The 26,050-nt window shown below is 39.9% G+C and carries 21 protein-coding genes, 8 tRNA genes and 1 pseudogene; 23 read left to right on the forward strand and 7 right to left on the reverse strand.

The window, feature by feature from the left end:
• Window positions 1-108 precede the first annotated feature (108 nt).
• Window positions 109-828 (forward strand): serine aminopeptidase domain-containing protein, encoded by a 720-nt coding sequence (locus CWB62_RS17530; protein WP_138530427.1) that lies wholly within the window; start codon window positions 109-111, stop codon window positions 826-828.
• Between the two features lie 50 nt (window positions 829-878).
• Here CWB62_RS17530 and CWB62_RS17535 read toward each other — a convergent pair.
• Window positions 879-1,628 (reverse strand): annotated as a pseudogene (locus tag CWB62_RS17535) (alpha/beta hydrolase family protein); the annotation flags it as partial.
• 260 nt (window positions 1,629-1,888) lie between these two features.
• Between CWB62_RS17535 and CWB62_RS17540 the strand changes: the two are divergent.
• Both CWB62_RS17540 and CWB62_RS17545 read left to right on the forward strand, forming a co-directional pair.
• Entirely contained in the window at window positions 1,889-2,728 is an 840-nt protein-coding gene (locus CWB62_RS17540) for an isopenicillin N synthase family dioxygenase (RefSeq protein ID WP_058405627.1), read from the forward strand.
• Window positions 2,729-2,922: 194 nt separating this feature from the next.
• Complete coding sequence (locus tag CWB62_RS17545; protein WP_058405626.1) at window positions 2,923-4,320, forward strand: DEAD/DEAH box helicase; 1,398 nt, start codon at window positions 2,923-2,925, stop codon at window positions 4,318-4,320.
• A gap of 90 nt (window positions 4,321-4,410) precedes the next feature.
• On the opposite strand, the gene CWB62_RS17550 is transcribed toward CWB62_RS17545, so the two are convergent.
• A complete protein-coding gene (locus tag CWB62_RS17550) occupies window positions 4,411-5,154 on the reverse strand; it encodes a DUF3307 domain-containing protein (protein WP_138530425.1) in 744 nt (247 codons plus the stop codon).
• Window positions 5,154-5,777, reverse strand: coding sequence for a hypothetical protein (locus tag CWB62_RS17555; RefSeq protein WP_138530423.1), 624 nt, complete (start codon window positions 5,775-5,777; stop codon window positions 5,154-5,156). Before CWB62_RS17555 ends, CWB62_RS17550 begins: the two co-directional genes overlap by 1 nt.
• 147 nt (window positions 5,778-5,924) lie before the next feature.
• Between CWB62_RS17555 and CWB62_RS17560 the strand changes: the two genes are divergently transcribed.
• The 8 genes from CWB62_RS17560 to CWB62_RS17595 all read left to right on the forward strand — a co-directional run bounded on the left by CWB62_RS17560 (window position 5,925) and on the right by CWB62_RS17595 (window position 14,441).
• Window positions 5,925-6,428 carry a LabA-like NYN domain-containing protein gene (locus tag CWB62_RS17560; protein WP_138530421.1) on the forward strand — a complete coding sequence of 168 codons (504 nt, stop codon included), beginning with the start codon at window positions 5,925-5,927 and terminating at the stop codon, window positions 6,426-6,428.
• A 163-nt stretch (window positions 6,429-6,591) separates the two neighbouring features.
• Entirely contained in the window at window positions 6,592-7,512 is a 921-nt protein-coding gene (nudC, locus tag CWB62_RS17565) for an NAD(+) diphosphatase (protein WP_138530419.1), read from the forward strand.
• Window positions 7,513-7,521: 9 nt separating this feature from the next.
• Entirely contained in the window at window positions 7,522-8,703 is a 1,182-nt protein-coding gene (locus CWB62_RS17570; RefSeq protein WP_138530417.1) for a cystathionine beta-lyase, read from the forward strand.
• A 144-nt stretch (window positions 8,704-8,847) separates the two neighbouring features.
• The gene (locus tag CWB62_RS17575) at window positions 8,848-9,675 is read left to right on the forward strand and encodes a DUF2705 family protein (protein WP_138530415.1); all 828 of its coding nucleotides are present in this window, start codon (window positions 8,848-8,850) and stop codon (window positions 9,673-9,675) included.
• Complete coding sequence (locus CWB62_RS17580; RefSeq protein WP_138530413.1) at window positions 9,672-10,580, forward strand: ABC transporter ATP-binding protein; 909 nt, start codon at window positions 9,672-9,674, stop codon at window positions 10,578-10,580. Before CWB62_RS17575 ends, CWB62_RS17580 begins: the two co-directional genes overlap by 4 nt.
• The gene (locus CWB62_RS17585; protein WP_006794021.1) at window positions 10,580-10,954 is read left to right on the forward strand and encodes a PH domain-containing protein; all 375 of its coding nucleotides are present in this window, start codon (window positions 10,580-10,582) and stop codon (window positions 10,952-10,954) included. Before CWB62_RS17580 ends, CWB62_RS17585 begins: the two co-directional genes overlap by 1 nt.
• A 197-nt stretch (window positions 10,955-11,151) precedes the next feature.
• Window positions 11,152-11,940, forward strand: coding sequence for a putative porin (locus CWB62_RS17590; RefSeq protein ID WP_058552798.1), 789 nt, complete (start codon window positions 11,152-11,154; stop codon window positions 11,938-11,940).
• Between the two features lie 224 nt (window positions 11,941-12,164).
• Complete coding sequence (locus CWB62_RS17595) at window positions 12,165-14,441, forward strand: acyl-CoA dehydrogenase (protein WP_138530411.1); 2,277 nt, start codon at window positions 12,165-12,167, stop codon at window positions 14,439-14,441.
• A gap of 134 nt (window positions 14,442-14,575) precedes the next feature.
• On the opposite strand, the gene CWB62_RS17600 is transcribed toward CWB62_RS17595, so the two are convergent.
• Both CWB62_RS17600 and cysK read right to left on the reverse strand, forming a co-directional pair.
• The gene (locus CWB62_RS17600) at window positions 14,576-15,010 is read right to left on the reverse strand and encodes a hypothetical protein (RefSeq protein ID WP_058405616.1); all 435 of its coding nucleotides are present in this window, start codon (window positions 15,008-15,010) and stop codon (window positions 14,576-14,578) included.
• Between the two features lie 143 nt (window positions 15,011-15,153).
• Window positions 15,154-16,122 (reverse strand): cysteine synthase A, encoded by a 969-nt coding sequence (gene cysK / locus CWB62_RS17605; protein WP_138530409.1) that lies wholly within the window; start codon window positions 16,120-16,122, stop codon window positions 15,154-15,156.
• 519 nt (window positions 16,123-16,641) lie between these two features.
• Here cysK and CWB62_RS17610 point away from each other — a divergent pair.
• The 12 genes from CWB62_RS17610 (at window position 16,642) to CWB62_RS17665 (ending at window position 22,067) form a co-directional block, all read left to right on the forward strand.
• The gene (locus tag CWB62_RS17610) at window positions 16,642-17,793 is read left to right on the forward strand and encodes a dicarboxylate/amino acid:cation symporter (protein ID WP_006794016.1); all 1,152 of its coding nucleotides are present in this window, start codon (window positions 16,642-16,644) and stop codon (window positions 17,791-17,793) included.
• A 150-nt stretch (window positions 17,794-17,943) separates the two neighbouring features.
• Window positions 17,944-18,594 carry a UvrY/SirA/GacA family response regulator transcription factor gene (uvrY, locus tag CWB62_RS17615; RefSeq protein ID WP_058552795.1) on the forward strand — a complete coding sequence of 217 codons (651 nt, stop codon included), beginning with the start codon at window positions 17,944-17,946 and terminating at the stop codon, window positions 18,592-18,594.
• Window positions 18,595-18,603: 9 nt separating this feature from the next.
• Window positions 18,604-20,427, forward strand: coding sequence for an excinuclease ABC subunit UvrC (gene uvrC / locus CWB62_RS17620; RefSeq protein WP_058405612.1), 1,824 nt, complete (start codon window positions 18,604-18,606; stop codon window positions 20,425-20,427).
• A gap of 42 nt (window positions 20,428-20,469) precedes the next feature.
• Window positions 20,470-21,015, forward strand: a complete 546-nt coding sequence (pgsA, locus tag CWB62_RS17625; protein ID WP_006794013.1) for a CDP-diacylglycerol--glycerol-3-phosphate 3-phosphatidyltransferase — start codon at window positions 20,470-20,472, stop codon at window positions 21,013-21,015.
• Between the two features lie 140 nt (window positions 21,016-21,155).
• Window positions 21,156-21,231 (forward strand) — tRNA-Gly (locus CWB62_RS17630).
• Between the two features lie 29 nt (window positions 21,232-21,260).
• Window positions 21,261-21,334 (forward strand) — tRNA-Cys (locus CWB62_RS17635).
• Window positions 21,335-21,370: 36 nt separating this feature from the next.
• Window positions 21,371-21,456, forward strand: a tRNA-Leu gene (locus tag CWB62_RS17640).
• A gap of 65 nt (window positions 21,457-21,521) precedes the next feature.
• Window positions 21,522-21,597 (forward strand) — tRNA-Gly (locus CWB62_RS17645).
• Between the two features lie 39 nt (window positions 21,598-21,636).
• Window positions 21,637-21,723: transfer RNA gene (locus tag CWB62_RS17650), tRNA-Leu, on the forward strand.
• Window positions 21,724-21,774: 51 nt separating this feature from the next.
• Window positions 21,775-21,850: transfer RNA gene (locus tag CWB62_RS17655), tRNA-Gly, on the forward strand.
• Window positions 21,851-21,868: 18 nt separating this feature from the next.
• Window positions 21,869-21,942: transfer RNA gene (locus CWB62_RS17660), tRNA-Cys, on the forward strand.
• A gap of 38 nt (window positions 21,943-21,980) precedes the next feature.
• A tRNA-Leu gene (locus CWB62_RS17665) sits at window positions 21,981-22,067 on the forward strand.
• Between the two features lie 369 nt (window positions 22,068-22,436).
• Here CWB62_RS17665 and CWB62_RS17670 read toward each other — a convergent pair.
• Entirely contained in the window at window positions 22,437-24,035 is a 1,599-nt protein-coding gene (locus tag CWB62_RS17670) for a BCCT family transporter (RefSeq protein ID WP_138531053.1), read from the reverse strand.
• 112 nt (window positions 24,036-24,147) lie between these two features.
• Complete coding sequence (locus CWB62_RS17675) at window positions 24,148-25,563, reverse strand: alanine/glycine:cation symporter family protein (protein ID WP_058405610.1); 1,416 nt, start codon at window positions 25,561-25,563, stop codon at window positions 24,148-24,150.
• Window positions 25,564-26,050 lie beyond the last annotated feature (487 nt).

A 26,050-nucleotide genomic window follows, 5' to 3' on the forward strand; every position in this document is an offset into this window, starting at 1 on the left:
AAATTTGGTATAACCACACAGACTATTATTACTTTAAAGGCTGTTATTAAGATTATAAAACGCCTAAACTAACTGGTATTAATTATAATAAACAATATGTTAAGTAATATGCCTCAAACACTTTTTTATCTCACACTTCTTTTTATAAGTGTAAGTTCCTATGCAAGCGAAGCGTTTATTACAGACATCAGCCGTGATCGCGAGATCCCAGTTAGCATTTCGTTACCAACAAATAACGTTAAATGCAGTAAACAAAATAAATGCCCCGTTTTCTTTATAAATGCAGGGTATGGTATGAGCCATAATCGCTATACTTTTGCCAGTGATGAGTTTAATAAACAAGGTTATCTAGTAATTGCAGTGGCCCACGAATTGAAAACCGACCCTACGTTAAATGTACATCCCCCTTACATGACTACCCGCATGGAGAACTGGCATCGCGGTGTGGTCACTCTTAAGTTTTTAGTCAATGAATTAGCAGCCAAATACGCAGAGTATGATTTCTCAAAGCTCACTTTATTTGGTCATTCTAATGGTGGAGATATTTCAGCCTTGTATGCCGCAATGTACCCTGATGAAGTAAGAGTTGTAATTACGCTTGATCATCGTCGTATGTTATTGCCTCGTAATAAAAATATTCGTGTACTAACACTCAGAGCCAGTGATTACCCAGCTGATGCAGATGTGCTTTTAAGCGATAAAGAGTTGGACGAATTTCCGGTTACTCAAATTCGTATTGAAAAATCTCGCCATAACGGTATGTATGATGGTGGCCCCAACTGGCTGGTTAAGAGAATGAGTAAAGAAATTGCTAAGTTTATGAAGTAGTAGGTTAACGCGCCGTTTTAGCAGCGCGTAATGGCAAGTTCTTCTTATGCGAAATTTACGTAGCGGTTTGCCCAATGTGCAATGATTGTTGCAGCGTAGTCGGCATCGCTTTTATTAGTAAGCAAATGATCGGCGTTATCGAGGCTTATAAAGCTTTTTGGGTGCTTAGCGGATGCGTAAATTTTTTCAGCTTCAGTAATGTTTACGGTTGTATCAACCGGTGAGTGCATTACTAATAAAGCGCGTTTAAGTTTACTGATGTGGCTTTTATCGTATTTAGCTATATCGTCGATAAATTGCTTTTTAATGGTAAATTCGCGCCCAGCCAAACTCACTTTTGCTTCGCCATCTGCGTTTATTTCATCTAAATGGGCTTCAAAATTATGTGCTACATGTTGCGCATCTGACGGTGCGCCAATTGTTGTGATAGCTGTAACTTCAGGAATATATTGTGCAGCAGCAAGCACGGCAGCTCCCCCTAAACTGTGACCAATGAGCAATTGCGGGGCTGCAAAATGCTCACGCAGATGATCAGCTGCTGAAACTAAGTCTTGAATGTTTGATGAAAAGTTACTGTTAGCAAAGTCACCATCGCTGTTACCGAGGCCTGTAAAATCAAAACGCAGTACAGCAATTCCTTGTTGTGTTAAAGCACGGCTAATACGCGTTGCTGCGGCAATGTCTTTACCGCAGGTAAAGCAGTGGGCAAATAGGGCATAAAATTTTATGTTGCTATCGGGGAGTTCAAGTTGTCCGGCAAGTTCTAAGTTATTACTTTTAAAAGATACTTTTTGTCGCATGGGGCGCCTTTTTGAACCAATAAAATACGTTGTAATACTAGACCAGATATAAGTACTAATGAATGCAAATTCAATGGCTTTTATTTATTGATCTTGATCAACGCACGCTTTGATGGTGGCACTTTACGGACATATGTCCTTATGTTTTTGGGGCTGTTTGTCTATCCTCGCATGGCGCTATAATGAAGTCCTTGCTACTTTATATACTTAAAAGTATTTGAAGTACTTCACTTCAAACAACCTATTCACTGGAACGTACAATGCAATTACCTACTGTTGATTATAAAGCTCCCGATGCGGCTGCACAATTTGTTGAATCGTTAAGAAACACTGGATTTGGTGTTTTAAAAAATCACCCAATTCCACAGTCTTTAGTTGAGTCTATTTACAAAAACTGGCAAGACTTTTTTAACTCAGAGCAAAAGCACGACTTTTTATACTCTAAAGAAACACAAGACGGTTACTTTCCGCCTTCAGTGTCTGAAGTAGCTAAAGGCTTTACCATTAAAGACATTAAAGAATACTTTCATGTTTACCCAAATGGGCGTGTACCTGCTGATCTTGAAGCCGACGTACGTGAATACTACCGCTTAGCAAATGAGTTTGCTGCAACACTTTTAAGCTGGGTTCAAGCTGAGGCGCCTGCTGATGTGCGTGCTAAGTTTTCGATTGATCTTAAAGATATGATTGCAGACTCTGATCAAACATTGCTACGTATTTTACATTACCCACCAATGACGGGTGATGAAGAGCCTGGTGCTATTCGTGCTGCTGCTCATGGCGATATTAACTTATTAACCGTATTACCAGCATCAAACGAGCCAGGCTTACAAGTTCAAAAGACAGACGGCGGTTGGTTAGATGTACCGTGTGATTTTGGTAGCCTAATTATTAACATTGGCGATATGCTGCAAGAAGCATCTGGCGGTTATTTCCCGTCTACTATTCACCGTGTTATTAATCCAACGGGTAAAGCGTCTACTAAGTCGCGTATTTCATTACCGTTATTTTTACACCCTCGCCCAGACGTTGTACTTTCAGAGCGTTACACCGCGGATAGCTACTTGCAAGAACGTTTACGCGAGCTAGGTGTTAAGTAATACATAAGCTTAATTAAGCCTTACTGTTAGGTTTAAGCATTACCAAAAAACGGCTTTTAGCCGTTTTTTGCGTTTTAGGCCTAGTAATATAGGGCTTCAATTGAGCGCAAAGTAAATAATGTCATGCATTCTAGCCCACGACAGGTATAATGCGCGCAACTGGCCGTTTTGGCCTTATTTAAAAGAGAGTTTATATGAGTTTTGAAGGTCTAGGTTTATCACAGTCTTTAGTTAATGCGGTTTTAGAAAAGGGCTATGAAACGCCAACGCCAATTCAGGCTCAAGCAATTCCTGCAATTATTGAACGTCGTGATGTAATGGCGGCGGCACAAACTGGTACAGGTAAAACAGCGGGTTTTACGCTGCCACTTATCGAACGATTATCAACAGGCCCAAAGGCAAAAAGTAACCATGTACGTGCGCTTATTTTAGCCCCTACGCGTGAGCTTGCACTGCAAGTAAGTGAAAACGTTGAAGAGTACGCTAAGCATTCAAATGTGAGTTCGTTTGTTGTATATGGTGGCGTTAAAATTAATCCGCAAATGCAGCGCTTGCGTAAAGGTGTTGATATTTTAGTGGCAACGCCTGGGCGTTTAATTGATTTACATAATCAAAATGCCGTTAAGTTTGATAGCGTAGAAGTGCTCGTTTTAGATGAAGCTGACCGCATGCTTGATATGGGGTTTATTCACGATATTAAACGCCTTATTGCTAAAATGCCTGCTAAGCGTCAAAACCTCATGTTTTCGGCTACGTTTTCAGATGATATTCGAGCGTTAGCTAAAGGATTAATAAACGATCCGGTTGAAATTTCAGTTGCTGCAAAAAACACCACAGCTAAAAGTGTAACGCAAAGTGTGTACGCGGTAGATAAAGGCCGAAAAACAGCCTTACTCAGCCATTTAATCCGTAGCAACGATTGGCAACAAGTGTTAGTTTTTAGCCGAACTAAACACGGTGCCAACCGATTAGTTAAGCAACTTGAACGCGACGATATTGTAGGCGCAGCGATTCATGGTAATAAATCACAAGGTGCCCGTGTAAAAGCGTTAGATGGTTTTAAAAGTGGCGAAGTGCGTGTGCTAGTAGCCACTGATATTGTGGCACGTGGTCTTGATATTGTTGAGCTCCCGCATGTAGTAAACTACGACTTACCTAATGTATATGAAGATTATGTACACCGTATTGGTCGTACAGGGCGTGCCGGTGCATCGGGCCATGCAATTTCGTTTGTAACGGTCGATGATGCAGTCGATTTATACGGTATTGAACGCTTTATTGGTGAACTTATTCCTCGTGCAGAAGAAGAGGGCTTTGAGCCAGTAAACCCAGTAGCAGAACGCGCATTAGACGCACGACCATTACCTGCTAAAAAGCCGAAGAAAAAACAGCCTTTTAATAAACCTAAATCGGACAGTAGTAAGCCAAATAGTAAAAAGCCAAATAATGGCGGCAACGGTACGGGTCCTCGTCGTGGCGGTTCTAAAAAACCTGCTGCTAAAACAGATGACAACACACAAAACCCTTGGGCAAAGCGCCAGTCGGTAGGCGGAAACAGCCAGCGCCGTCGTCGTCCAAATAATAATGACTAATACCAATTTGCAATAATACTTAATTACCTAGCTTTAATTAGTTAGCTCTAATAAAAAACGCGCTTACTTTTAACGGTAGCGCGTTTTTCGTTAGTGTATTAAATACTTTACCATTAAACCAACAAACAAAGTCACACTTACGCTTAGTAGTGTGCCAAGCATGACGTATTCAGTAAGCTTTTTATCTTTACTAGCGCTTAAGTCGCCAAATCTAAAGACCGACTTAGCTGCTAATAAAAAGCCAACACCAGCAAATTGATCAAGCAAAATAAAGCTTAGCATTAATACGCGCTCTAACATGCCAATACTTTGCCCAGCAAGTACCAAGCTGCCATTACTACTAAAGTTACCCGTTAAACGCTCTAGCATCATTCTAATAAATACTGCACTTGGACTTAAAATAATTAAATACCCACACACAACCCACAACACATTTGGGTTAGTGACTAGTGAATATAGGGTTTCTAAAAATTGCGTGTTATCGCTCAACCACACGCTTAAATAGATTATTACGGCTATATGGGCGAGCTGATCTAATAAAAAGGGCACGACACCTTTGTTTGAGTAAGATTTGGCTATATCAATAGCGTAATGGCTAAGCATTATAACGGCCGTTGCAATAACAACACTGCTAGTTTGTTGCCAGCCATAAGTGTATTCCCATGCGCTGATAATTATTGCGCTAGTGGCTCCATGGACCAATACATGAAAATACAGTTTAGTTGCCTTGAAGTGGCGGGTATTTCTGTCGTTAACCCAGCTCATAGGTTGCCAGTAAAAATCAGCCAATAAATGGCCAATAATTAGGGCTACGAGTAAAAGCGAAAAAGCCATTAGCATCTTTCTTGATTTATATTTTTTATAATGTTGCTCGCATGCTCTAAAAATCTTTCGATAAGTTGGTAATGGGCTAAATTAAGTAGCTTAGTTACGTTTTCTCTGCTGGTTTTAAGATCTTTTGCTAAAGCTGCATGGCTGTTATCGGTACTCGTTAAATAGGCGTACAAAGCATTGGCTTGTTTTTGCGTTATTTTAGTAAGAAGTACATCTGCAAAGGCTAAATTAAGGTTTAAACTTTCATGGATGTTTTGTGGGGGAGTACTAAACAAAAACCGTTGATTGGCTATTTGATCAAGGCCATGACCTGAAAGGGTAAATGCTGAACCCGTGGCTGTTTTTATATCATTACGCGGGTTATCTATTTGCCCAATAGCCATACTTTGCCTAACTTCGTACCCCGATGCCTTTAAATATAAATAAATCAAAACAGCATGCTTAAACAAATACTCAGGGTTATTAATTTGTAGTTGAAAAGAATCGCCTCGGTAAATATTCCACAGTGTACTCTTGCCCGATACACTACGTAAACTTTGCTCTAGCTCATAAAGCATGGCATCGTACTGCTGTTTAGGAATAGTTTGCGATTTAATAATATCGCCGCTGATCACACCAATCATAACAATCCAAATTAGTTACTTTTTAAAATGTAACCAAAAATGGTTACATAGCGTTATGTAACTAATTTAGGTTACTTAAAAGCAAATAGCAAGGTACACTGAGTTTAAATTATTTCGCTATGGCTATTATTCTAACTAGGGCATTACATGACTTCATTAAACCCGCAGCAAAACATTAAACCGCGTGTAGGCATATTTGTTGACGTACAAAATATTTATTACACGTGTAGAGAAAGCTATAGAAAAAACTTTGATTACAATGCTTTTTGGCGAGTTATGCAGGAGCAATATGAAATCGACTGTGCTTTTGCCTACGCTATTTATCGTGGAGATGAAAAGCAAAGTCAGTTTCAAAATATTTTGAGAGCGATTGGTTTTGAAGTAAAACTAAAGCCGTTTATCCAACGCCGTGACGGCAGTGCTAAAGGTGACTGGGACGTAGGTATAACTATCGATATGCTAGAGCAAGGAAAGAACCTCGATAAGGTGATTTTACTCTCTGGCGACGGTGATTTTGCACTGTTACTTGGGCATTTAAAAAATCAATATAATGTGCCGTGTGATGTATACGGGGCAGATAAGTTAACCGCCGAAGTACTTAAACAAAGTGCAGAACAGTTTCATTTGATTGATGATAGTTTATTACTTTAAAGCTTTAAAAATAGAGGCTAAGTGCCTGCAACATGAGAGTTTTTAATACAGAGCCTATATAGTTCATTTAAACCTAATATAGGCTTTTTTTATTGGTGTAATCAATTGGGTTTGCTAGGTGGTTATGTTAATTTTAAGCGATAACGAGTAATTAAGGATTTACATGCTCAACTACAGTGATATGCCGCTTGATCGATGCTCCAATGTGCGAAAAGACCCAACGTGGTTTAAAGGTCAGATGTCGTCGCAAAGCGTGTGGCTTTTGGTAAAAAAAAACGAGACATTATTTATTAAAAATACGCCTCAAATAATGTTTTTACCGTACGAGCAGATTACACAGCTAGACTTAACCAATGCCCTATTTTTAGGCTTAAACACCACAAAAAAGGGAGTATTTGCCCTCGATGTATCTGATATTGACGACACAACCCTTTCCCCGATAATAAGTGGCGCAGAGTTTATGGATATTCGTAAACAGGGGCCGCTAGTTGATATAAAAGAGGGGTCTATTGCTGCGCTTGCCCGTGGGCTATGTTATTGGCATGCAACTCATCGTTTTTGTGGGCGTTGTGGCAGTAAAAACCACTTAGTTGAAGCGGGGCATTCTCGTTTATGTGAAAACGAGCGCTGTAACCACCCCACGTTTCCTCGTACCGATCCTGCGGTAATCATGGTTGTAACTAAAACGTTTGCCGATGGTATTGAGCGTTGTTTGCTTGGCCGCCAAGCAGTTTGGCCTAAGGGAATGTATTCTTCATTAGCCGGCTTTGTAGACCCAGGTGAAACTTTAGAGCAAGCTGTTGCCCGTGAGGTAAAAGAAGAGGCAGGGGTTGAGGTTAATGACGTCACTTATGTAGCGTCTCAGTCTTGGCCATTTCCTTCATCTATTATGCTTGGCTTTTTTGCCAAGGCAACGTCTGAGCAAATTAACGTAGATAAAGACGAGCTTGACGATGCTAAGTGGTTTAGCCGTGAAGATTTGGCAAATTTTGGTAACTGGCATGACGAAGGCGAGCATTTAAAACTTCCTCGTACTGATTCTATTTCTCGCTATTTAATTGAACATTGGCGTACTAATCCATAAGGAATAACCATGTCGAGTAACAGTAATAAAAATACTCAGCTTGTGTCATCTGGACGCAAAAAAGCTTACACCCATGGTGTAGTAAACCCCGTAGTGCAGCGCGCATCAACGGTGGTATTTGATTCAGTTGCAGAACTCAAAGAAGCGGCAAAAAAACGTGGCGATAAAACCCTCTTTTATGGGCGTCGTGGCACGACCACACACTTTGCATTGCAAGAGGCTATTACCGAGTTAGAAGGCGGTGAAGGGTGCGCACTTTATCCATGTGGGGCTGCTGCAATTAGCCAAGCGTTATTGTCGTTTTTAAAAACGGGTGACCATATTTTAATGGTTGATAACGCGTATGAGCCTACTCGTGATTTTTGCGATAAAATTTTAGCAGGGCTTGGAATTACCACGACTTATTACCCGCCAACAATTGGTGCAGGCATAAAAGATTATATTAAGCCAAACACCAAGGTGCTATTTTTAGAATCTCCTGGCTCCATAACTATGGAAATTCAAGACGTACCAGCCATGGTAAACGTAGCCAAAGAACATAACGTAATGACCATGCTGGATAACACGTATGGAAACGGCCTTCATTACCGACCGTTAGAGCATGGTGTCGATATTAGTATTCAAGCGGCAACAAAGTACATTGTTGGCCATTCAGATGTAATGATGGGGGTTGCAGTGGCTAATAAAAAATATTGGCCAACGCTGCGCGAGCATTCTTATTTACTAGGTCAGTGTACAAGTGCTGACGATGCATATTTGGCACTGCGCGGTTTACGCACGATGAGTGTGCGTTTAAATCAGCATGAAAAAGTAGCCATAAAAGTTGCTAAATGGCTTGAACAGCATGAGTTAGTTGATCATATTCGCCATCCAGCCTTTGAAACCTGCCCAGGCCATGCGTTTTTTAAGCGTGACTTTGACGGCAGTAATGGCTTGTTTTCAATTGTTATGAAAACAGGGAATCAAAAAGCGATAGATGCATTTTTAGATAGCCTTCAGCATTTTAAAATGGGTTTTTCGTGGGGTGGCTTTGAAAGTTTAGTTACCGCTAACTTAACAATGAAAGGGCTGCGTTCAACCACCGGGTGGGATTTAGGACCGGTTATTAGATTGCATATTGGCCTTGAAGATATCGATGACTTAATAGCTGATTTAGCCCAAGCGCTTGAGGTATACAAGCAGCATTTATAATTACGCGCCTGTTACATTTAAATGGTTTGTTACAAAGCTCACTCTTCGTGGGCTTTTTTTTGCTGGTAATTCAAGGTGTTTACACTTAGTGTTGTTACATTAAGCTTTAATTTGCAGCATTAACAACGTCATTAAGGATAGTCAATGGCAACACCATTACCGATAAACGTAGGACGCTTAACCCAAATTGCGGGTTTTGAGCTAGTGCGTATGTTTTTAACTAAACGTGGGCTTATTGCACTTGCCGCATTTGCACTTGTTTGGTTAATTATTTTGCGCTACCCGATAGGACAAGCCGTGAGCATTATAAGCTCGCCAAATTTTGAACAAATAGCCCGTGATATTTCAGGCTCAATTGGCTTGAGCAAACTTCTTGATTGGCCTGAAGCCGAGTTAGCTATGTATTGGCTTATTGCTTTGTATAGCTTCCCTGTGTTTAGTTTATTTATTTGTAGTGACCAAACGGTGGGTGACAGAGAGCGCGGCACGCTTAGATTTTTATCGTTGCGTTCAACCCGATTTGAAATATTGTTTGGCCGGTTTATAGGGCAATTAGCCGTATTAACGTGTTTGGTAGCAATTACTCTAGTGGCCACGTTAGCGGTATTAGGGTATCGCGATCCGAGTTTGTTGGTAGGGGGCGTTGGCCGCGCACTGTCGATATTTTCAATTCTTATCGTTACATTTACACCGTTTGTGGCGTTAATGACTTTAATTAATACTTTTGCACGTTCATCGCGATTATCAATTGTACTCGCTATTTTATACTTTACAGCGGGTGGAATTGTAGTGGGTTTACTACAGTGGCAAATACCTGCATTAAGCGTACTTGATTATTTATTCCCGGGTGTACAAATAGAGCAACTCGCCGGTCAAAACCTGCCATTATTAAGTGCCGTGGGAATACCACTTGTACAAACTGCAGTGCTACTTGCCGTGGCTCAACGTATTTTTGCAAGGAGCTCACTATGAATCCACTAATTACAGGGCGTAACTTGAGTAAGTCGTACGGCTCTAAACTTGCGCTTAACAATGTGAACTTTGAAATTGAGCAAGGTGCGCCCGTTGCTCTTGTTGGCCCAAATGGCGCAGGTAAAACAACATTATTTAGTTTGTTATGCGGCTATATAGCGCCCAGCAGTGGTGAGCTTGAAATACTTGGCCATAAACCAGGCAGTGCTGCATTATTTAATAAAGTAAGTGCTTTACCGCAAGATGCGCAGCTCGATCCGCGTTTTAATATAGACAAGCAACTTGCTTTTTACGCCAAATTACAAGGTATGAGCACCAAGCAAAGTCACACAGAAGCATTGCGCGTGCTTGATTTAGTTGGGCTGCGTGAAATTGCTAAAAACCGCGCAAGTGATTTATCTCATGGTATGCGCAAACGTGTGACTATAGCTCAGGCTCTAATAGGTTCGCCGCAAATTGTGATGCTAGATGAGGCAACCGCAGGACTTGATCCTATTCATGCCAGAGAAGTGCGTGAGTTAGTTTCAACGTTGAGCTCTGAAGCAACCTTTATTTTAAGCTCGCACGATTTAACCGAGCTTGAGAGGCTATGTTCCCAAGTGCTGCATTTAGACACAGGCGTATTGAGTGAGCATCAAACAAAAGTAAATCAAACCGACAAACACTTTTACACATTAATGCTAAACGAGATGTATGAAAACGTTGAGCAACAGTTACAGTTACTCAATAGTGTAAGCTCTGTTTATATGAGCCAACACAAAGAGTATGTTATTGAGTACAACCAATCTGAGCATGCCTTAGATATTGCACTATTACAGTTTTGCCACCAACATAATTGGCAATACAGACAATTGGTTAATGGCCATACATTAGAAAATCAAATTTTTAAACAGGAGAAAGCATAATGGGTTTATTAAGCGGATTAATGGGTAACGCAAGCGAAGTTGATGATTCTGATTTAGAAAAAGTACTCGCTAATACATTAATTGAGGGTGAGCACGTCGAAAAAGCCTATAAAGTTATTCGCGATATGTTCATTTTTACTAATAAGCGCTTAATTTTAATCGATAAGCAAGGCGTAACTGGCTCTAAAATGGAAATGGTGAGTATTGCTTACTCAAAAATCACCAAGTTTAGCAAAGAGAGTGCAGGGCACTTTGATTTGGATGCTGAACTTAAAATTTGGATTGGCTCTGACCCAACGCCACTTACAAAAGAGTTTAAAGCGGGCGATAACATTAATGAAGTTTATAGAGTAATTAGCCAACACGCTCTGTAATTGTACATATACTTTAAGTAGTTGTTGACTAAATGCTGCAACTACTTTAATTTTACAGTTTCTTACACCTCCTTACAATTAACTCAACAAATACAATAGTTTAATTAAGTTTTCATTCAGTTTCTCGGCGTTAGCATGTGCCCACTTTAGTAATTTAGCTAAAGCATAAAACGCAATGTACAAAGGGAAGTCTTACAATGAAAAAATTAGCAGTTATTATTTCAAGCATTTTATTATCTAGCACTGCGGCTGCTGCAGACAGCTATCAATCAATTAGTAATCTAAGCTACAAAGACAGCGACAACAACGATACCGTTGCTGTAGATTCTATTTATTACCTATCGCCTAAAAAAACGTTAGGCCCGTACGACCAATTTGAATACATTAATAAACAAAGCAACATTTACGGCGCATACGCTGATGACGACTTTAGCGATACAACATCAGTGGGTGGTGAGTATTTTATTAATGAGTTTGTGATTGGTGCGTCATACACAAACCTTGATGTTGGTAATCATAACGAAGCATATACAATTTCTGGCGGTTACTTTTTTAACCCAGACCTGCTTGCAAAAGTGACGTTAGTTGAAAATAAAGATGGCGAAGACTTCGCTTTATTCGATTTAGCGTATAACCATATGCTAAACACTACCGATTACATTGGCGTAACAGTAACATCTGATGACGACTTTGATTACCGCGCCGTCGCAGCTAAATACTTTATTGATTTACAGCAAGGTAACTATCTAACGTTTGAAGGTAAATACGAAAGTATTGATGACGCTGAGAACCAATGGGTGGCAGAAACGAATTACTATTTTTCAAAAGCGACCTCTGTATTTGCAAGCTACGATAAACAAGATACGTACAGTTTTGGCGCTCAGCACTTTATTAACAAAAATATTGGTCTTAAAGTAGGTTACGAGAACAATGCTGATGATTCTGATAACGATGCGTACTTTGCTAATATGCGTTTTCAGTTTTAATTAAGCGTTTAATCGCATAAATTAAATCAGTTAAGTAACAAAAAGCCCACATTTGTGGGCTTTTTGTTGTGTGTAATAAACGTGTAATCCTACTTATCGTTATATTTTAAAGTGCAATTAGCTAGGCTCATCATTTTAGTGGCACTCGACTGGCTACCCATTGTATTTAAACTAAGATGGGCCATACTTAGGTTATTATTTTTTAATGTGAAAGGAATGTACGCATGTCGGTATTTATCATTTTACTGGTTGTAATAGTGGTTATTTTTGCTGTTAAAGATATTCGCCTAAACCTGATCAGTAGACCCACGTTTAAAATGTTTAAAAAAGTACTTCCACCGCTTTCGCAAACAGAGCGAGAAGCAATGGAAGCGGGTGATGTTTGGTGGGATGGAGAACTATTTAGTGGTAACCCTGATTGGAAAAAATTACACAGCTTTCCAAAGCCTGAATTAAGTGAAAAAGAAAATGCATTTATGGCTAATCAGGTAGAAACCTTAATGGCCATGCTTGATGATTACCAAATAGTGCAAAAAGATAAAGACTTGCCAAAAGAGGTATGGGAATACTTAAAAACAGAAGGTTTTTTTGCGCTGATCATTCCAGAAAAATTTGGAGGTCGAGAGTTTTCTGCCATTGCTAATTCGACCATAGTGTCAAAAATTTCAACAAAAAGTTTAACTGCGGCTGTGACTGTTATGGTGCCAAATAGTTTGGGGCCGGGTGAGTTATTGCTACATTATGGAACTAAAGAGCAACAAGACCGCTGGTTACCCACCCTTGCCAATGGCGAAGATGTACCATGTTTTGCACTTACCGGCCCTGAGGCGGGGTCTGATGCCGGTAGCATTCCAGATTCTGGCGTTGTATGCAAAGGGCAGCACAACGGCGAAGACGTAATTGGCCTGCGTTTAAACTGGTCAAAACGTTACATTACGCTTGCACCGGTGGCCACAGTATTAGGGCTTGCCTTTAAAATGTACGACCCAGATGGTTTACTAGGAGACGAAAAAGAGCTTGGTATCACGTGTGCGCTTATTCCAACCGATCATCCCGGTGTGAAAACAGGTGAGCGCCATTATCCACTGAACATGGCATTTATGAACGGTACAACCTATGGTGAGGACGTGTTCATCCCGCTTGATTGGATTATTGGGGGTCAAGAATGCGCAGGACGTGGTTGGCGCATGCTGGTGGAATGTTTAAGTGCAGGTCGAGGTATTTCGCTACCGGCGTTGAGTGCTGCAACTGGTCATTTAGCGGCTAAAATGACTTCAGCATATGCCATGGTACGCCAACAATTTGGTGTGTCTATTGGGCAATTTGAAGGTGTGCAAGAGGCCCTTGCACGCATTGGCGGTTTAACTTACACCCTAGAGTCATGCCGATTAATGACGGCAGGCGCAATAGATTTAAAACTCAGCCCTTCGGTTGTCACTGCAATTGCAAAATATCATATGACTGAGATGGGCCGTACTGTTATGAACGATGCAATGGATATTCATTCGGGCAAAGGTATTCAGGTCGGTCCTAACAACTATTTAGCACATGGTTATATGGGAATACCGGTTTCAATTACGGTAGAGGGCGCAAATATTTTAACCCGAAATTTAATGATATTTGGCCAAGGAGCTACCCGCTGTCATCCATTTGTTTTAAAAGAAATGGAAGCCGCTGCTCTTGAAGATGACGATGCTGCTCTGAATCAATTTGATGGTTTATTAATGAACCATATATTATTTGCAGTAAGTAATGCCAGCATGGCATTTATACATGGTTTAACACTTAGTTATTTTGCAAAAGCGCCAGTTGGCGGCGAAACTGCCATTTATTACAAGCATTTAAGCAGAATGAGCAGAAGCTTGGCGATTTGTACGGACGTGGCAATGTTAATGTTAGGCGGTGAGCTAAAACGCAAAGAGATGATATCAGCCCGATTAGGTGATGTGTTGAGCCACTTGTATTTAGCCTCTACGGTTCTAAAGCGTTACGAAGACGAGGGCCGTCAACAAGCCGACTTACCTTTTGTTAAATATGCGATAGAAACATCATTATTTGAAATAGGCCAAGCGTTTGATGGCTTTTTCAAAAATTTCTCAAACCCAGTTATTAATTTTGTGCTTAAACGTATTGTATTTCCAATTGGTAATCATTATGAAAAACCGAGTGATGAAATTGCACAACGTATTTGTGAACATATGACTCAACCCGGTGTGTTTAGAAATCGTTTAACGCATTTGTGCTATGTAGATGAAAACGCGGGTACTGGAATAATGGAAAGTGCATTTTTAGCTATGCACGATATGCAAGCCCAGTTTAAAGATTTAAAACAATGGCAGCGCAAAGGCAATATTCCTGCAACACTCGATATTGAGGGGGCAATTAATTTTGCATTAAATAATGACTTAGTAACGCAAACCGATGCTGATGCTATGCACCATGCCAATAAGCTACGTAAACAAGCAATAGCTGTTGATAATTTTCAGCAAGGCGAGTTGTAATCTCCGTTCGCTTAATTAAATGATCTACTTTAGCCCCGCAAAATGATTAAGTATTATTTCGGAGTTGGTATAACTAATTAATTATTGAGCAAATAAAAAGGCCTTACATGTGTAAGGCCTCTTTATTAATTACTTTAACGTGCGTATGGGTCGGCGACTATTTTATCGATATACCATTTACCTTTTTTACGTAGCATTTTTACGCTTCGCATATCATCTATTTTGTTACCGTTTAAATAACCAGTAAAAATAAGATTTATTTTAGCATTATCGCCATATTGCTCGCGCACACTCATGTTGGTCATATCAACTTCAATAACAACCTCATCGTACTGCATGTTAACTAAGTTACGCGTAAATTGTTTGGCTGTACCGTACGACTTCATAATTCGCGTAAGGTTGGGTGTAGCCATGGTTGTTGCTTTTTGAAGATCTTGCTGATTGTACAAGGCGTCAAAGTAAGCTGTTGCGGTGTCGCCGGGTGAATCACCAAGTTTTTTCACATCATCGCTACAGGCAACTAAAAACAAACACAGAATAAGGCTGACTAAATAGGTTATTTTTTTCATGTTAATTTTTGTTAGTTAGTTTTATTTAAGTGTGTGGTGAATTAGCTAATATGTAAAGACATGGAAGGTAAATAAAAAGATATTACAGAGTAAATAATAAAAAAGGATGCCTAGGCATCCTTTTAAAAAGTGGTAAGTAATGCTTATTGAACAAGCTCTTGGTCACTAAACTCTTCATCAAAGAGTGGGCTTGATAAGTAACGTTCAGTAGCACTTGGCAAAATAACAACAATGTTTTTGTCAGCATTTTCTGGTTTTTCAGCAATTCGTTTTGCTGCTACTACTGCAGCGCCTGAAGAAATACCTACTAGTATGCCTTCTTTTTTCATTAGCTCGTGTGCCATTGAAATCGCATCTTCGTTAGATACTTGCTCTGCAGCATCAATTAAGCTCAGGTCTAGGTTGCCAGGAATAAATCCTGCACCAATACCTTGTATTTTGTGTGGCCCTGGCTTAACGTCTTCACTGGCAAGTGTTTGGCTGATTACTGGAGAGTTAGTTGGCTCAACAGCAATAGACTTAACGTTTAAACCTTTTTCTGTTTTAAGGTAACGACTAACACCTGTGATAGTTCCACCTGTACCTACCCCCGCTACGAAGTAATCTACTTTGCCGTCAAGCGCGTCAAAAATTTCAGGACCTGTAGTCTCAAAGTGTATTTTTGGGTTTGCTGGGTTTTCGAACTGCTGTAGCAAAATGTATTTTTCTGGGTCTGTTGCTTGAATTTCTTTTGCTTTTTGTATTGCACCATTCATGCCTTTAGCACCGTCTGTAAGTACAAGGTTTGCACCCAGTGCTTTAAGTAGTTTACGACGTTCTAAACTCATTGTATTTGGCATTGTAAGCGTTAGTTTATAACCACGTGCTGCGGCAACGAAAGCCAGTGCAATACCTGTGTTACCAGATGTAGGCTCGATAAGTTCTTTACCTTCAGTTAGCTGACCTGCTTTTTCAGCCTCCCAAATCATCGATGCACCAATACGGCATTTTATACTAAAGCTTGGGTTACGCGCTTCCACTTTAGCGAATACATTCCCACCTGTAACACGTTTAAGTTTTACCAGTGGTGTATTACCGATACTTAGTGAGTTATCTTCAAAAATAGTAGACATAATGTTCCTTTGGATACAATCTGATCAACGTGCTAATAGCCTTTGCTACTAACTATATGTTGACACTTTACTGAGAGTTTAAAAAAATAAAAGTAAAGTTTGGCTATAAGATATATCGATTGAGCTTATAACTAAGTGAAATAAAAATCTATATTAGCAGTGCCTTTTGTTATTAGGTGCGCATATTAACTTTAATGATAAGACGCTTTTATTAGTCATGGCGATTTTTTACTCATAAATAAACTAAAGAAAAGTGTAAATACTAAAGGCGTAGCCTTTATATACCAACACAGTAATACGCAATACTTTACGCGCTTTTAATTGGCTTAATAGGTTAAATGCTGTATGCACTAACAACCAATAAATTGAATGAATTTGGCGTTCGATAATTTACTGAGCGCAGATGTACTTTTATATTGATGGTTATTTATGCAAATAAACCTTAGTTCAGCGGTTTTATGACACAAGCTAATCAAAACATGATAAAAACGTTTATCTAATAATAATTGAGTAATAAAAATGAAGTTAATCTTAAAGTTAATTGCCGGTATTGTGGCTGGTATATTGGTGGGCTTTTACGTGCCTTTAACAGGTGTTGAACTCTTATTCACGGTTAAAGAGTTAATTGGTCAAATTATTTCCTTCACTATTCCTCTCATTATTTTATTTTTTATTGCTTCGGGTATTGCCGGGCTTCCTAAAGGGTCTGGCCACTTACTTGGTAAAACGGTTGGATTTGCTTATAGCTCTACCGTTATTGCCGGCACGCTTGCCTTTTTGTTAGTCAGTGCTGTTATTCCATTTTTAAGTGGTGGTATTACGTTCGAAGCCGAAGTGGCCACCGAGATAGGCAGTTTTATTGATATAGAAATCCCACCACTAATGGGTGTGATGACTGCGCTTGCGACGGCTTTTATATTTGGCATTGGTATGAGCCAGCTTGAATTAGACACACTTAAAAAGGTATCAGATCAGGGTCGTGATGTAATAGATGCCTTATTGTCAAAAGTGATTATTCCTGCATTACCATTTTATATTGCAGGTGTGTTTGCTGAAATGACTGTAGCGGGCACAGTGGTTGATACGCTGCAAACATTTGGAGTGGTATTAATTGCGGCTCTTGTTATGCACTGGTTATGGTTAAGCGTTTTATATATTGCTACGGGAATTTTGTTAAAGCGTAATCCACTTGAGTTAGTTAAAAATATGTTACCTGCTTACTTTACTGCATTAGGTACTATGTCGAGCGCGGCAACAATCCCAGTATCTCTGCAATCAAGTAAAGCAAATAATGTAAAAGAAGATGTTGCAAACTTTACAGTACCTTTATGTGCCACCATTCATTTGTCGGGTTCAACTATTACCATTGTTACGTGTGCTATGGCTGTTATGTTTTTATCGCCAGGTATGGAAGTTCCATCGTTAATGGGTATGTTGCCATTTATTTTCATGTTAGGTGTTGTGATGATAGCTGCTCCAGGCGCACCGGGGGGCGCGGTAATGTCGGCTCTTGGCCTTTTAACCAGCATGCTTGGATTTAATGAAGGGGCAGTAGCGTTAATGATTGCATTGTACTTAGCACAAGACAGCTTTGGTACGGCATGTAATGTAACAGGCGATGGCATTATTGCACTGTGGGTTGACCGTTTTAGTGAAAAATCAGCGTCTTAAAGTGCTGGGCACATTGACTCCAGTAGTTATAACTTTAGTTAATGTGCCAAAATGAGAGCGATAATATTAGTTATTGTTTCGCTTTAACTGTGTTAATGTGACAAATTGAATTATTTAGACGCGTATTGTTGAGTTAATGAGGGTATTGCATTGATTAATGTACTTTTAGTTGATGATCATGAACTAGTACGAACCGGGATCAGACGCATTTTAGATGATGTGCGTGGGTTTAAAGTTGTAGGTGAAGCAAAAGACGGTGAGGCAGCCGTTCAGTTTTGTCGACAGCACACACCTAACATCGTACTTATGGATATGAATATGCCTGGCATGGGTGGATTGGAGGCAACTAAAAAGATTTGTCGCTATTGCCCTGATGTAAAAATTATTGTTCTTACCGTTAATTGCGAAGATCCATTTCCGTCTAAAGTAATGCAAATTGGTGCACATGGTTTTCTTACCAAAGGAGCCGGCTCTGATGAAATGGTTCGTGCCATTCGTTCAGTCCATGCAGGTCAGCGCTACATTGCGCCTGAAATTGCACAACAAATAGCACTTGCACAGGTTACTGGTCGCACAGACGAAAATCCGTTTCAGAGTTTATCCGAGCGCGAACTTCAAATAATGCTTATGATCACCAAAGGTGAAAAAGCACAAGATATTGCAGAACGCTTAAATCTAAGCTCTAAAACAGTTAATAGCTATCGTTACCGTATGTTTGAAAAATTAAACGTAGGTGGCGACGTTGAACTTACACATTTAGCTATTCGTCATAAGATGATTGACATAGACATTTCGTACTAATCTATTTATATGTCTGAATTTGATCACGTACACTTTTTAAAAACGCTATCAAGCGAGCCTGGTGTATACCGCATGCTTGATAGTGACAACCAAGTTATTTATGTTGGGAAGGCTAAACAACTAAAAAAACGCGTAAGCAGTTACTTTAGATCCAACATCACTGATAGCAAAACCCGTGTTTTAGTCAGTAACATCAGTGATATTGAAGTTACACTGACTAATACCGAAACCGAAGCGCTATTGCTCGAAAATAACCTCATAAAAAAATATCAACCTCGTTACAATATTCTATTGCGAGACGATAAGTCGTACCCTTATATTTTATTAACGCACCACAAACATCCTCGTTTAGCGTTTCATAGGGGTAGCCGCAAGATAAAAGGCGAGTACTTTGGTCCATTTCCGAGTGCAGGTGCTGTTTCGGAAAGTTTGCGTTTAATGCAAAAGATATTTCCAGTTCGCCAGTGTGAGGATGCCTATTATCGCGCCCGAAGCCGCCCTTGTTTGCAGTATCAGCTCAAGCGATGTTCTGCACCGTGTGTTAATAAAGTTACCGAAGACGATTACAGCGAACAAGTTGATTATGTCCGTAAATTTTTAACGGGTAAATCGGATGAAGTGATTGCTGAGCTAATAAAAAAAATGGAAGCGGCTAGCATGGAACTCAATTTTGAGCTTGCAGCAAAGGTACGTGACCAAATAATGCTACTACGAAAAATGCAGGAGCAACAGTCTATTTCGGGTAATTTCGCAGAAATGGATGTGGTGGGCTTCGCACATTTAAATGGGTTAAACGGCATACATTTACTCATGATCCGCGATCACAAAGTATTAGGCAGTAAAACGTATTTTCCTAAAGTACCGAAAGATTCAAGCGAGCAAGAGATTTTAACCTCATTTTTAGGGCAGTATTATTTAGCGCCAGGTGCAACAGGGCGTATTGCTAAAGAAATTATACTTCCGTTTGAAATAGAAGAAAGTAGCGCGCTAAGCGAAGCACTTACGCAAATCAGTGATCGCAAAGTGGCGCTTAAAGTGGTTACGCGTGGAGAGCGGGCGCAATATCTTCAACTAGCAAATAAAAATGCGTTAAACAGTATTGCTGTCAAACAAAGTACACAAGACTCTATTAATAAACGCTATGCCCAATTAAAAGCAACATTACGTTTAGATGATATAGCACGGATGGAATGTTTTGATATCAGTCATACCATGGGAGAAAACACGGTAGCAAGTTGTGTTGTGTTCGATTCGCAAGGACCAAATACAAAAGAATACAGGCGCTACAATGTAACCGGCATAACTGGTGGTGATGATTATGCAGCCATGGAGTTTGCTTTAAATAAACGTTACAACAAACTCGTTGATGAAGACAAAATTCCCGATGTTATATTTATAGATGGTGGTAAAGGACAGTTAGGACGGGCAGAGCAATATTTTGCTAATTGGTCTCATACTAAAATGCCTCTTTTAGTAGGGGTTGCAAAAGGCACAAGTCGTAAACCTGGTCTTGAAACCTTACTTATAGATGGAGGGCGTAAAACAATCCCAATGGATTCTGATGCACCTGCACTTCATCTTATTCAACATATCCGTGATGAGTCTCACCGTTTTGCAATAGCAGGGCATCGAAATAAGCGTCAAAAACAACGTACACAATCCTTGCTAGAAGAAATAAATGGAGTAGGTTCTAAGCGTCGCCAAACATTATTAAAATATTTAGGGGGCATGCAGGGGGTAAAAGCTGCTAATATAGAACAATTAAAGAAAGTTCCCGGGATCAGCCCTGACATGGCTGAGAAGATATTTAACCATTTACATGACAAGGGCTAGCCCTTCATGCGAATATAAAAGAAAAGACATATCCAAGTAGTTATGTGGAATATTCCAAACACACTCACAACATTTAGACTTTTTCTTATCCCCATTTTTTTGGTGATATTTTATTTGCCTTATAGCTGGGCTTTTTTTGCTGCCGCTTTTATTTTTTGGCTAGCATCAATTACCGACATACTTGACGGTTACCTTGCAAGAAAACTAGAACAATCAACACCATTTGGCGCTTTTTTAGATCCTGTTGCTGACAAAGTAATGGTGTGTGCGGCACTTGTTGCTCTCTCAGATCAATATCAGTCAATGTACATGACTATTCCTGCACTTATTATTATTAGTCGTGAAATTGTTATATCAGCATTAAGAGAATGGATGGCTGAGCAGGGCAAGCGTGGCAACGTGGCTGTTTCAAATATGGGCAAAATAAAAACTGCTGCGCAAATGTTAGCCATCATTGGATTGATTTGGCAATATGATACATGGATGAATTATTTAAGTTTTGGACTACTCTATATAGCAACGTTTTTGACCTTGAGTTCTATGCTGCAATATTTGAATGCAGCATGGAGTGAATTGACCAAAAATTAACTGTAAATGTATAATAACGCACCGTTTTAGATAAAAAACAAGCAAACAGTTCAAAACTAGCATTTTTTGTATTGACGCGTTTAATAATCTCTGTAGAATGCGTCCGTGTTGAGAGGGCATAGCCCCCAAGATAACGAAATGCGGCACTAGCTCAGTTGGTAGAGCGCGACCTTGCCAAGGTCGAGGTCACGAGTTCGAGCCTCGTGTGCCGCTCCACGTTATCTAAGGTTGTACCCCAGTACTGGGGCGGAATGGCAGAGTGGCCATGCACCGGATTGCAAATCCGTTTACCCCGGTTCGACTCCGGGTTCCGCCTCCAATCAACGCTCCACATGCTTTAAATAGCAAACTCGATGCCCGAGTGGTGGAATTGGTAGACACAAGGGATTTAAAATCCCTCGCTCTTAGAGTGTGCCGGTTCAAGTCCGGCCTCGGGCACCACTTTGTGGTTTAGTTATATGCACCAACATATACCTTTTAAAAAGAAACTTTAGAATTAATATGATGCGGCACTAGCTCAGTTGGTAGAGCGCGACCTTGCCAAGGTCGAGGTCACGAGTTCGAGCCTCGTGTGCCGCTCCATATTAGTTTTATCCACTTGCTTTAAGTAGCAAACTCGATGCCCGAGTGGTGGAATTGGTAGACACAAGGGATTTAAAATCCCTCGACTAACAAGTCGTGCCGGTTCAAGTCCGGCCTCGGGCACCACTTTTAATTACTGACCAATTTAATTAAAAGTTTGATAAAAATTTATTATATGCGGCACTAGCTCAGTTGGTAGAGCGCGACCTTGCCAAGGTCGAGGTCACGAGTTCGAGCCTCGTGTGCCGCTCCAAATTATTTGGAAGGTTAAGGCGGAATGGCAGAGTGGCCATGCACCGGATTGCAAATCCGTTTACCCCGGTTCGACTCCGGGTTCCGCCTCCACATAATTTACTCCACACGCTTTAATTAGCAAACTCGATGCCCGAGTGGTGGAATTGGTAGACACAAGGGATTTAAAATCCCTCGACTAACAAGTCGTGCCGGTTCAAGTCCGGCCTCGGGCACCATCTTTACTAAAAACTAAATTAAATAGTCTTAATTTAAAGCCACCCCTCACTTTAAAACACCTAAAGTTTGCTAGTTTAAGTTCCCACATTTTATTTTTAACACCAACTTACCTCTAATATATTTTTTACTGTGACTGAAAAAAATAAGAACGATGATGATTTAATTACTATTGGCAATTACACCTGCATGTACACTTAAGTAAATCAGATATTTTTAACGGTGTGCGCGAAAAATTTGCCTTATCTAAATGATGAAGTAACATTGGGATCTGATGTTAATGAATATGAATATATGTAAGGCGTGTCTAAGGTAAATTTTAAAGTCGATGTGTAAGCGACCCATCAGGGCCACTTACAAAAGATGAACTGTTATTGCAGTTTACTTTGGGCTTTGTAAAACGGGTATTCACTTAGTAAGCCCTGTATAAGCGCAACGCACATTAAAATTAGTATTATTGAAAACGGTAGGGCAGTTGTAACGACTCCTGATTGAAGTGCTTCTAATGCTTGCGAGCCTCCAACCCAAAGTAATACTGCTGCTATCATACCTTCTACAGTTGCCCAAAATATACGTTGTGGCACTGGTGCATCTATTTTACCGCCAGCAGTTATACCGTCTATTACAAGCGATCCCGAGTCAGATGAAGTAATAAAAAAGACTAAAACCAAAGCGATAGAAATAATAGAGATAAAGCTAGAAAACGGAAGCTGTTCGTAAACTTGAAATAAAGTAACTGAAATATCAGTTAAACCATTTTGACCAAGTGGCCCAACTTTCTCTATAACTTGTGTAATTGCCATATTACCAAATACACCCATCCATACTAAGCTAAGCAGAGTTGGTAGGCCTATTACAACAAGTAAGAATTCTCGTACAGTTCGCCCTTTAGAAACCCTAGCAATAAACATTCCTACAAATGGTGACCAAGATATCCACCAAGCCCAATAAAATACAGTCCAAGAATGCATCCAGTCTTCATCGGGTCTATTAAAAGGATTACTCAATGGCACGAAGTGTTCTGCGTATGCTTTAAGGGTAAACCACACGGCAGGAATTGAATCAGAGACTGTAAGTACGATAACAGCTAACAATAAAATAAACGCGCAGATTAAATTAACATTGCTTAGTACTTTTACACCGCCTTCAATACCTCTAATAACAGAAAAAATAGCAATACAAGTTACTAATCCAATAACTGATATTTGAAAAGCTGTGCCGAAATCTGTACCTAATAGGTAATTTATTCCACTGGTTGCTTGTTGTGCACCAAGCCCTAACGATGTAGCTAAACCAAATAAGGTAGACAGTACCGCAAGTATATCTATGATATGTCCAAGCCAACCCCAAGCACGATCACCAAATAAAGGGTAAAAAACAGAACGTATAGATAAAGGAAGACCTTTGTTGAATGCAACAAAAGCCAGACTTAGCCCAACCACGGCGTAAATCGCCCATCCGTGTAAGCCCCAGTGGTACATAGTTGCACCTAAAGCTAATGAATGTGCTTGTGCTGAATTTGCCTCAACTCCCATGGGCATATGATACCAACCGGTATAATAGGCTGTTGGCTCTGCAACTCCCCAAAATAGTAATCCAATTCCCATTCCTGCTGCAAAGAGCATGGAAAGCCACGACATGTAACCATGTTCTGGACGAGCTTTTATACCTCCTAAACGAATTTTACCTAAAGGGGAAAATGCTAAAACACCGCAAAAAATCACAAAGGCGTTGGCTAATAGCATAAAGTAACTATCGAATTGATTAATAATAGCGTCTTTAGTTGAAGTTAGTGCATCACGGGTAAGTGTGGGGTCAAAAACTAAGGTAAGTATTACAAATAAAACAACTAAAAATGCGCTTATTCCATATACAGGGTTATGGATGTCGAACCCCCATTTTTGCACATTATCTTGTCCAACTTGATAATCAGTCGTGTCGATACTGTACTTTTTTGTTACGTCATCCATTAGGTCTCCTTTTTTTACAGATAACTTTTTAATGCATTCCTATACGTCAATAAATATAAAGTAGTAGTAAAAATAAATCTAAAAAAGCGAGCCGGAGCTCGCGATTTAATTTTTATTTCCAGGCCAGAGGGTCGACCTCTTTATTTAGCTTTGGGTGTTTGCTCTTATCAAATGTAGGAGTTAGGCCTCTTTTGCGTTGTTCGTTGTAATCTTTTGAAAGCCATATCACAACACCTGACAACATAAAAAGTGCAATAACATTAACAATAGCCATTAAACCCATTGATATATCGGCTAATGTCCAAATTAACCCAAGCTCACCTACTGCCCCGAACATAACCATTCCTAAAACAATCAAGCGAAATATAAACATTCCTTTCTTAGAGTTGTGTTCTAAAAACATAAGATTGGTTTCTGCATAAGAGTAATTCGCAACAATAGATGTGAAAGCAAAAAATAAAATTGCGATAGCAATAAAGTAGGTGCCCCAACTTCCAACATGCTCTGTTAATGCGGCCTGAGTAAGTTCTATACCCAACACTCCTGATTCAGGTATTAATTGTTGAGATAATAAAATAAGTGCAGCAGTCGCAGTACAAATTACAATTGTATCAATAAAAACCCCAAGCATTTGCACATACCCCTGTGATGCTGGGTGAGGGGGATAAGGGGTTGCAGTTGCTGCAGCATTAGCAGCACTACCCATACCCGCTTCATTAGAAAACAATCCCCGTTTAATTCCTTGGATCATGGCTTGTATTACACCATAACCTATTGCGCCAGCACCGGCTTGTTCTATTCCAAAAGCACTATCTATTACCAGCATAAATACATCAGGAAGTGCGCTTAAGTTAACAGCACAAACATAAAGCGCAACACACAAATAGGCTAGAGCCATAAAAGGAACAACCATTTCAGCAAATCGAGAAATTGTTTTAAGGCCGCCAAAAATTATGATCCCAGAGCCAATAACTAAACAAAGACCCACAATATATTTTGGAATATCAAATGCTACTTCAAAAGCGGCTGCAATAGAGTTTGATTGCACAGCATTAAATACCAGACCAAAAGCTAAAATTAAACACAGTGAGAACAAAACTCCCATCCAACGCTTACCTAAGCCGGTTTGCATATAGTACGCAGGACCACCTCTAAAATTACCATCACTATCTTTAGTCTTGTATGCCTGAGCAAGTGTACTTTCAGCAAAACTTGTTGCCATACCAATCAAAGCAATTAACCACATCCAAAAAATAGCACCTGGGCCACCAAGGTATAATGCAACAGCGACACCTGCCATATTGCCAGTGCCCACTCGGGCTGCTAGTGAAGTACAAAAAGCCTGAAATGAAGAGATCTCGTTATTACCGCACTTTCGAGAGCCAAACATAACCTTGAACATATGTGGAAATTGTACGAATTGAATAAAACCCAATTTAAAGGTAAAGAATAAACCCGCTGCTATTAATAAGTATACGAGAACGTGACCCCATAAAAGGCCACTAATACTATTTATTATATCTGCCATAACTACTACCTAAAGACATGTGTTAAAAAAGTGACCGCAACTTACCATAGGAATGACCAAGTGTTTAGGATAAACGGCCATAAAAGTGGAGTTATCAACAGTGGGTTGTGGGTAACTTGTGTTTAGGGTGTGCGCTTGCTTGGGGTGTAATTTAAATCACTTTTTAGTAAAAAAAGGCTTGCGTTAAATTCGCGGCTCCCTATAATGCGACCCCACTGAGACGGCAGAGCAGGCAACGCTTAGCGAGCCAAGCAAACCACTTAGTGAGTCGAGTGAAACTTAGGTTTAGATTTTTATAAAGTTTAAAATTAAGTGTTGACAAAAACACAGGAAAGCGTAAGATTCGCTTCCCTTGAGTCGCTAAGGCAACTCAAACGTTCTTTAACAATATAAAGCAATCATCTGTGTGGGCACTCGTACAGATTGAGTTCTAACAGCCAAACTACTTCGTTCTTTATTGATCAAGTAACGAGGCAAACAAAGTAGT

It is taken from the genome of Pseudoalteromonas sp. S408, assembly GCF_005886645.1.
GTDB lineage: Bacteria > Pseudomonadota > Gammaproteobacteria > Enterobacterales > Alteromonadaceae > Pseudoalteromonas.

Excerpts from the sequence above, each read along its gene's own strand:
- CWB62_RS17530 (WP_138530427.1), top strand. The coding sequence starts at position 109 with ATGCCTCAAACACTTTTTTATCTCACACTTCTTTTTATAAGTGTAAGT.
- CWB62_RS17540 (WP_058405627.1), top strand. The coding sequence starts at position 1,889 with ATGCAATTACCTACTGTTGATTATAAAGCTCCCGATGCGGCTGCACAA.
- CWB62_RS17545 (WP_058405626.1), top strand. The coding sequence starts at position 2,923 with ATGAGTTTTGAAGGTCTAGGTTTATCACAGTCTTTAGTTAATGCGGTT.
- CWB62_RS17550 (WP_138530425.1), bottom strand. The coding sequence starts at position 5,154 with ATGGCTTTTTCGCTTTTACTCGTAGCCCTAATTATTGGCCATTTATTG.
- CWB62_RS17555 (WP_138530423.1), bottom strand. The coding sequence starts at position 5,777 with ATGATTGGTGTGATCAGCGGCGATATTATTAAATCGCAAACTATTCCT.
- CWB62_RS17560 (WP_138530421.1), top strand. The coding sequence starts at position 5,925 with ATGACTTCATTAAACCCGCAGCAAAACATTAAACCGCGTGTAGGCATA.
- nudC (WP_138530419.1), top strand. The coding sequence starts at position 6,592 with ATGCTCAACTACAGTGATATGCCGCTTGATCGATGCTCCAATGTGCGA.
- CWB62_RS17570 (WP_138530417.1), top strand. The coding sequence starts at position 7,522 with ATGTCGAGTAACAGTAATAAAAATACTCAGCTTGTGTCATCTGGACGC.
- CWB62_RS17575 (WP_138530415.1), top strand. The coding sequence starts at position 8,848 with ATGGCAACACCATTACCGATAAACGTAGGACGCTTAACCCAAATTGCG.
- CWB62_RS17580 (WP_138530413.1), top strand. The coding sequence starts at position 9,672 with ATGAATCCACTAATTACAGGGCGTAACTTGAGTAAGTCGTACGGCTCT.
- CWB62_RS17585 (WP_006794021.1), top strand. The coding sequence starts at position 10,580 with ATGGGTTTATTAAGCGGATTAATGGGTAACGCAAGCGAAGTTGATGAT.
- CWB62_RS17590 (WP_058552798.1), top strand. The coding sequence starts at position 11,152 with ATGAAAAAATTAGCAGTTATTATTTCAAGCATTTTATTATCTAGCACT.
- CWB62_RS17595 (WP_138530411.1), top strand. The coding sequence starts at position 12,165 with ATGTCGGTATTTATCATTTTACTGGTTGTAATAGTGGTTATTTTTGCT.
- CWB62_RS17600 (WP_058405616.1), bottom strand. The coding sequence starts at position 15,010 with ATGAAAAAAATAACCTATTTAGTCAGCCTTATTCTGTGTTTGTTTTTA.
- cysK (WP_138530409.1), bottom strand. The coding sequence starts at position 16,122 with ATGTCTACTATTTTTGAAGATAACTCACTAAGTATCGGTAATACACCA.
- CWB62_RS17610 (WP_006794016.1), top strand. The coding sequence starts at position 16,642 with ATGAAGTTAATCTTAAAGTTAATTGCCGGTATTGTGGCTGGTATATTG.
- uvrC (WP_058405612.1), top strand. The coding sequence starts at position 18,604 with ATGTCTGAATTTGATCACGTACACTTTTTAAAAACGCTATCAAGCGAG.
- pgsA (WP_006794013.1), top strand. The coding sequence starts at position 20,470 with ATGTGGAATATTCCAAACACACTCACAACATTTAGACTTTTTCTTATC.
- CWB62_RS17670 (WP_138531053.1), bottom strand. The coding sequence starts at position 24,035 with ATGGATGACGTAACAAAAAAGTACAGTATCGACACGACTGATTATCAA.
- CWB62_RS17675 (WP_058405610.1), bottom strand. The coding sequence starts at position 25,563 with ATGGCAGATATAATAAATAGTATTAGTGGCCTTTTATGGGGTCACGTT.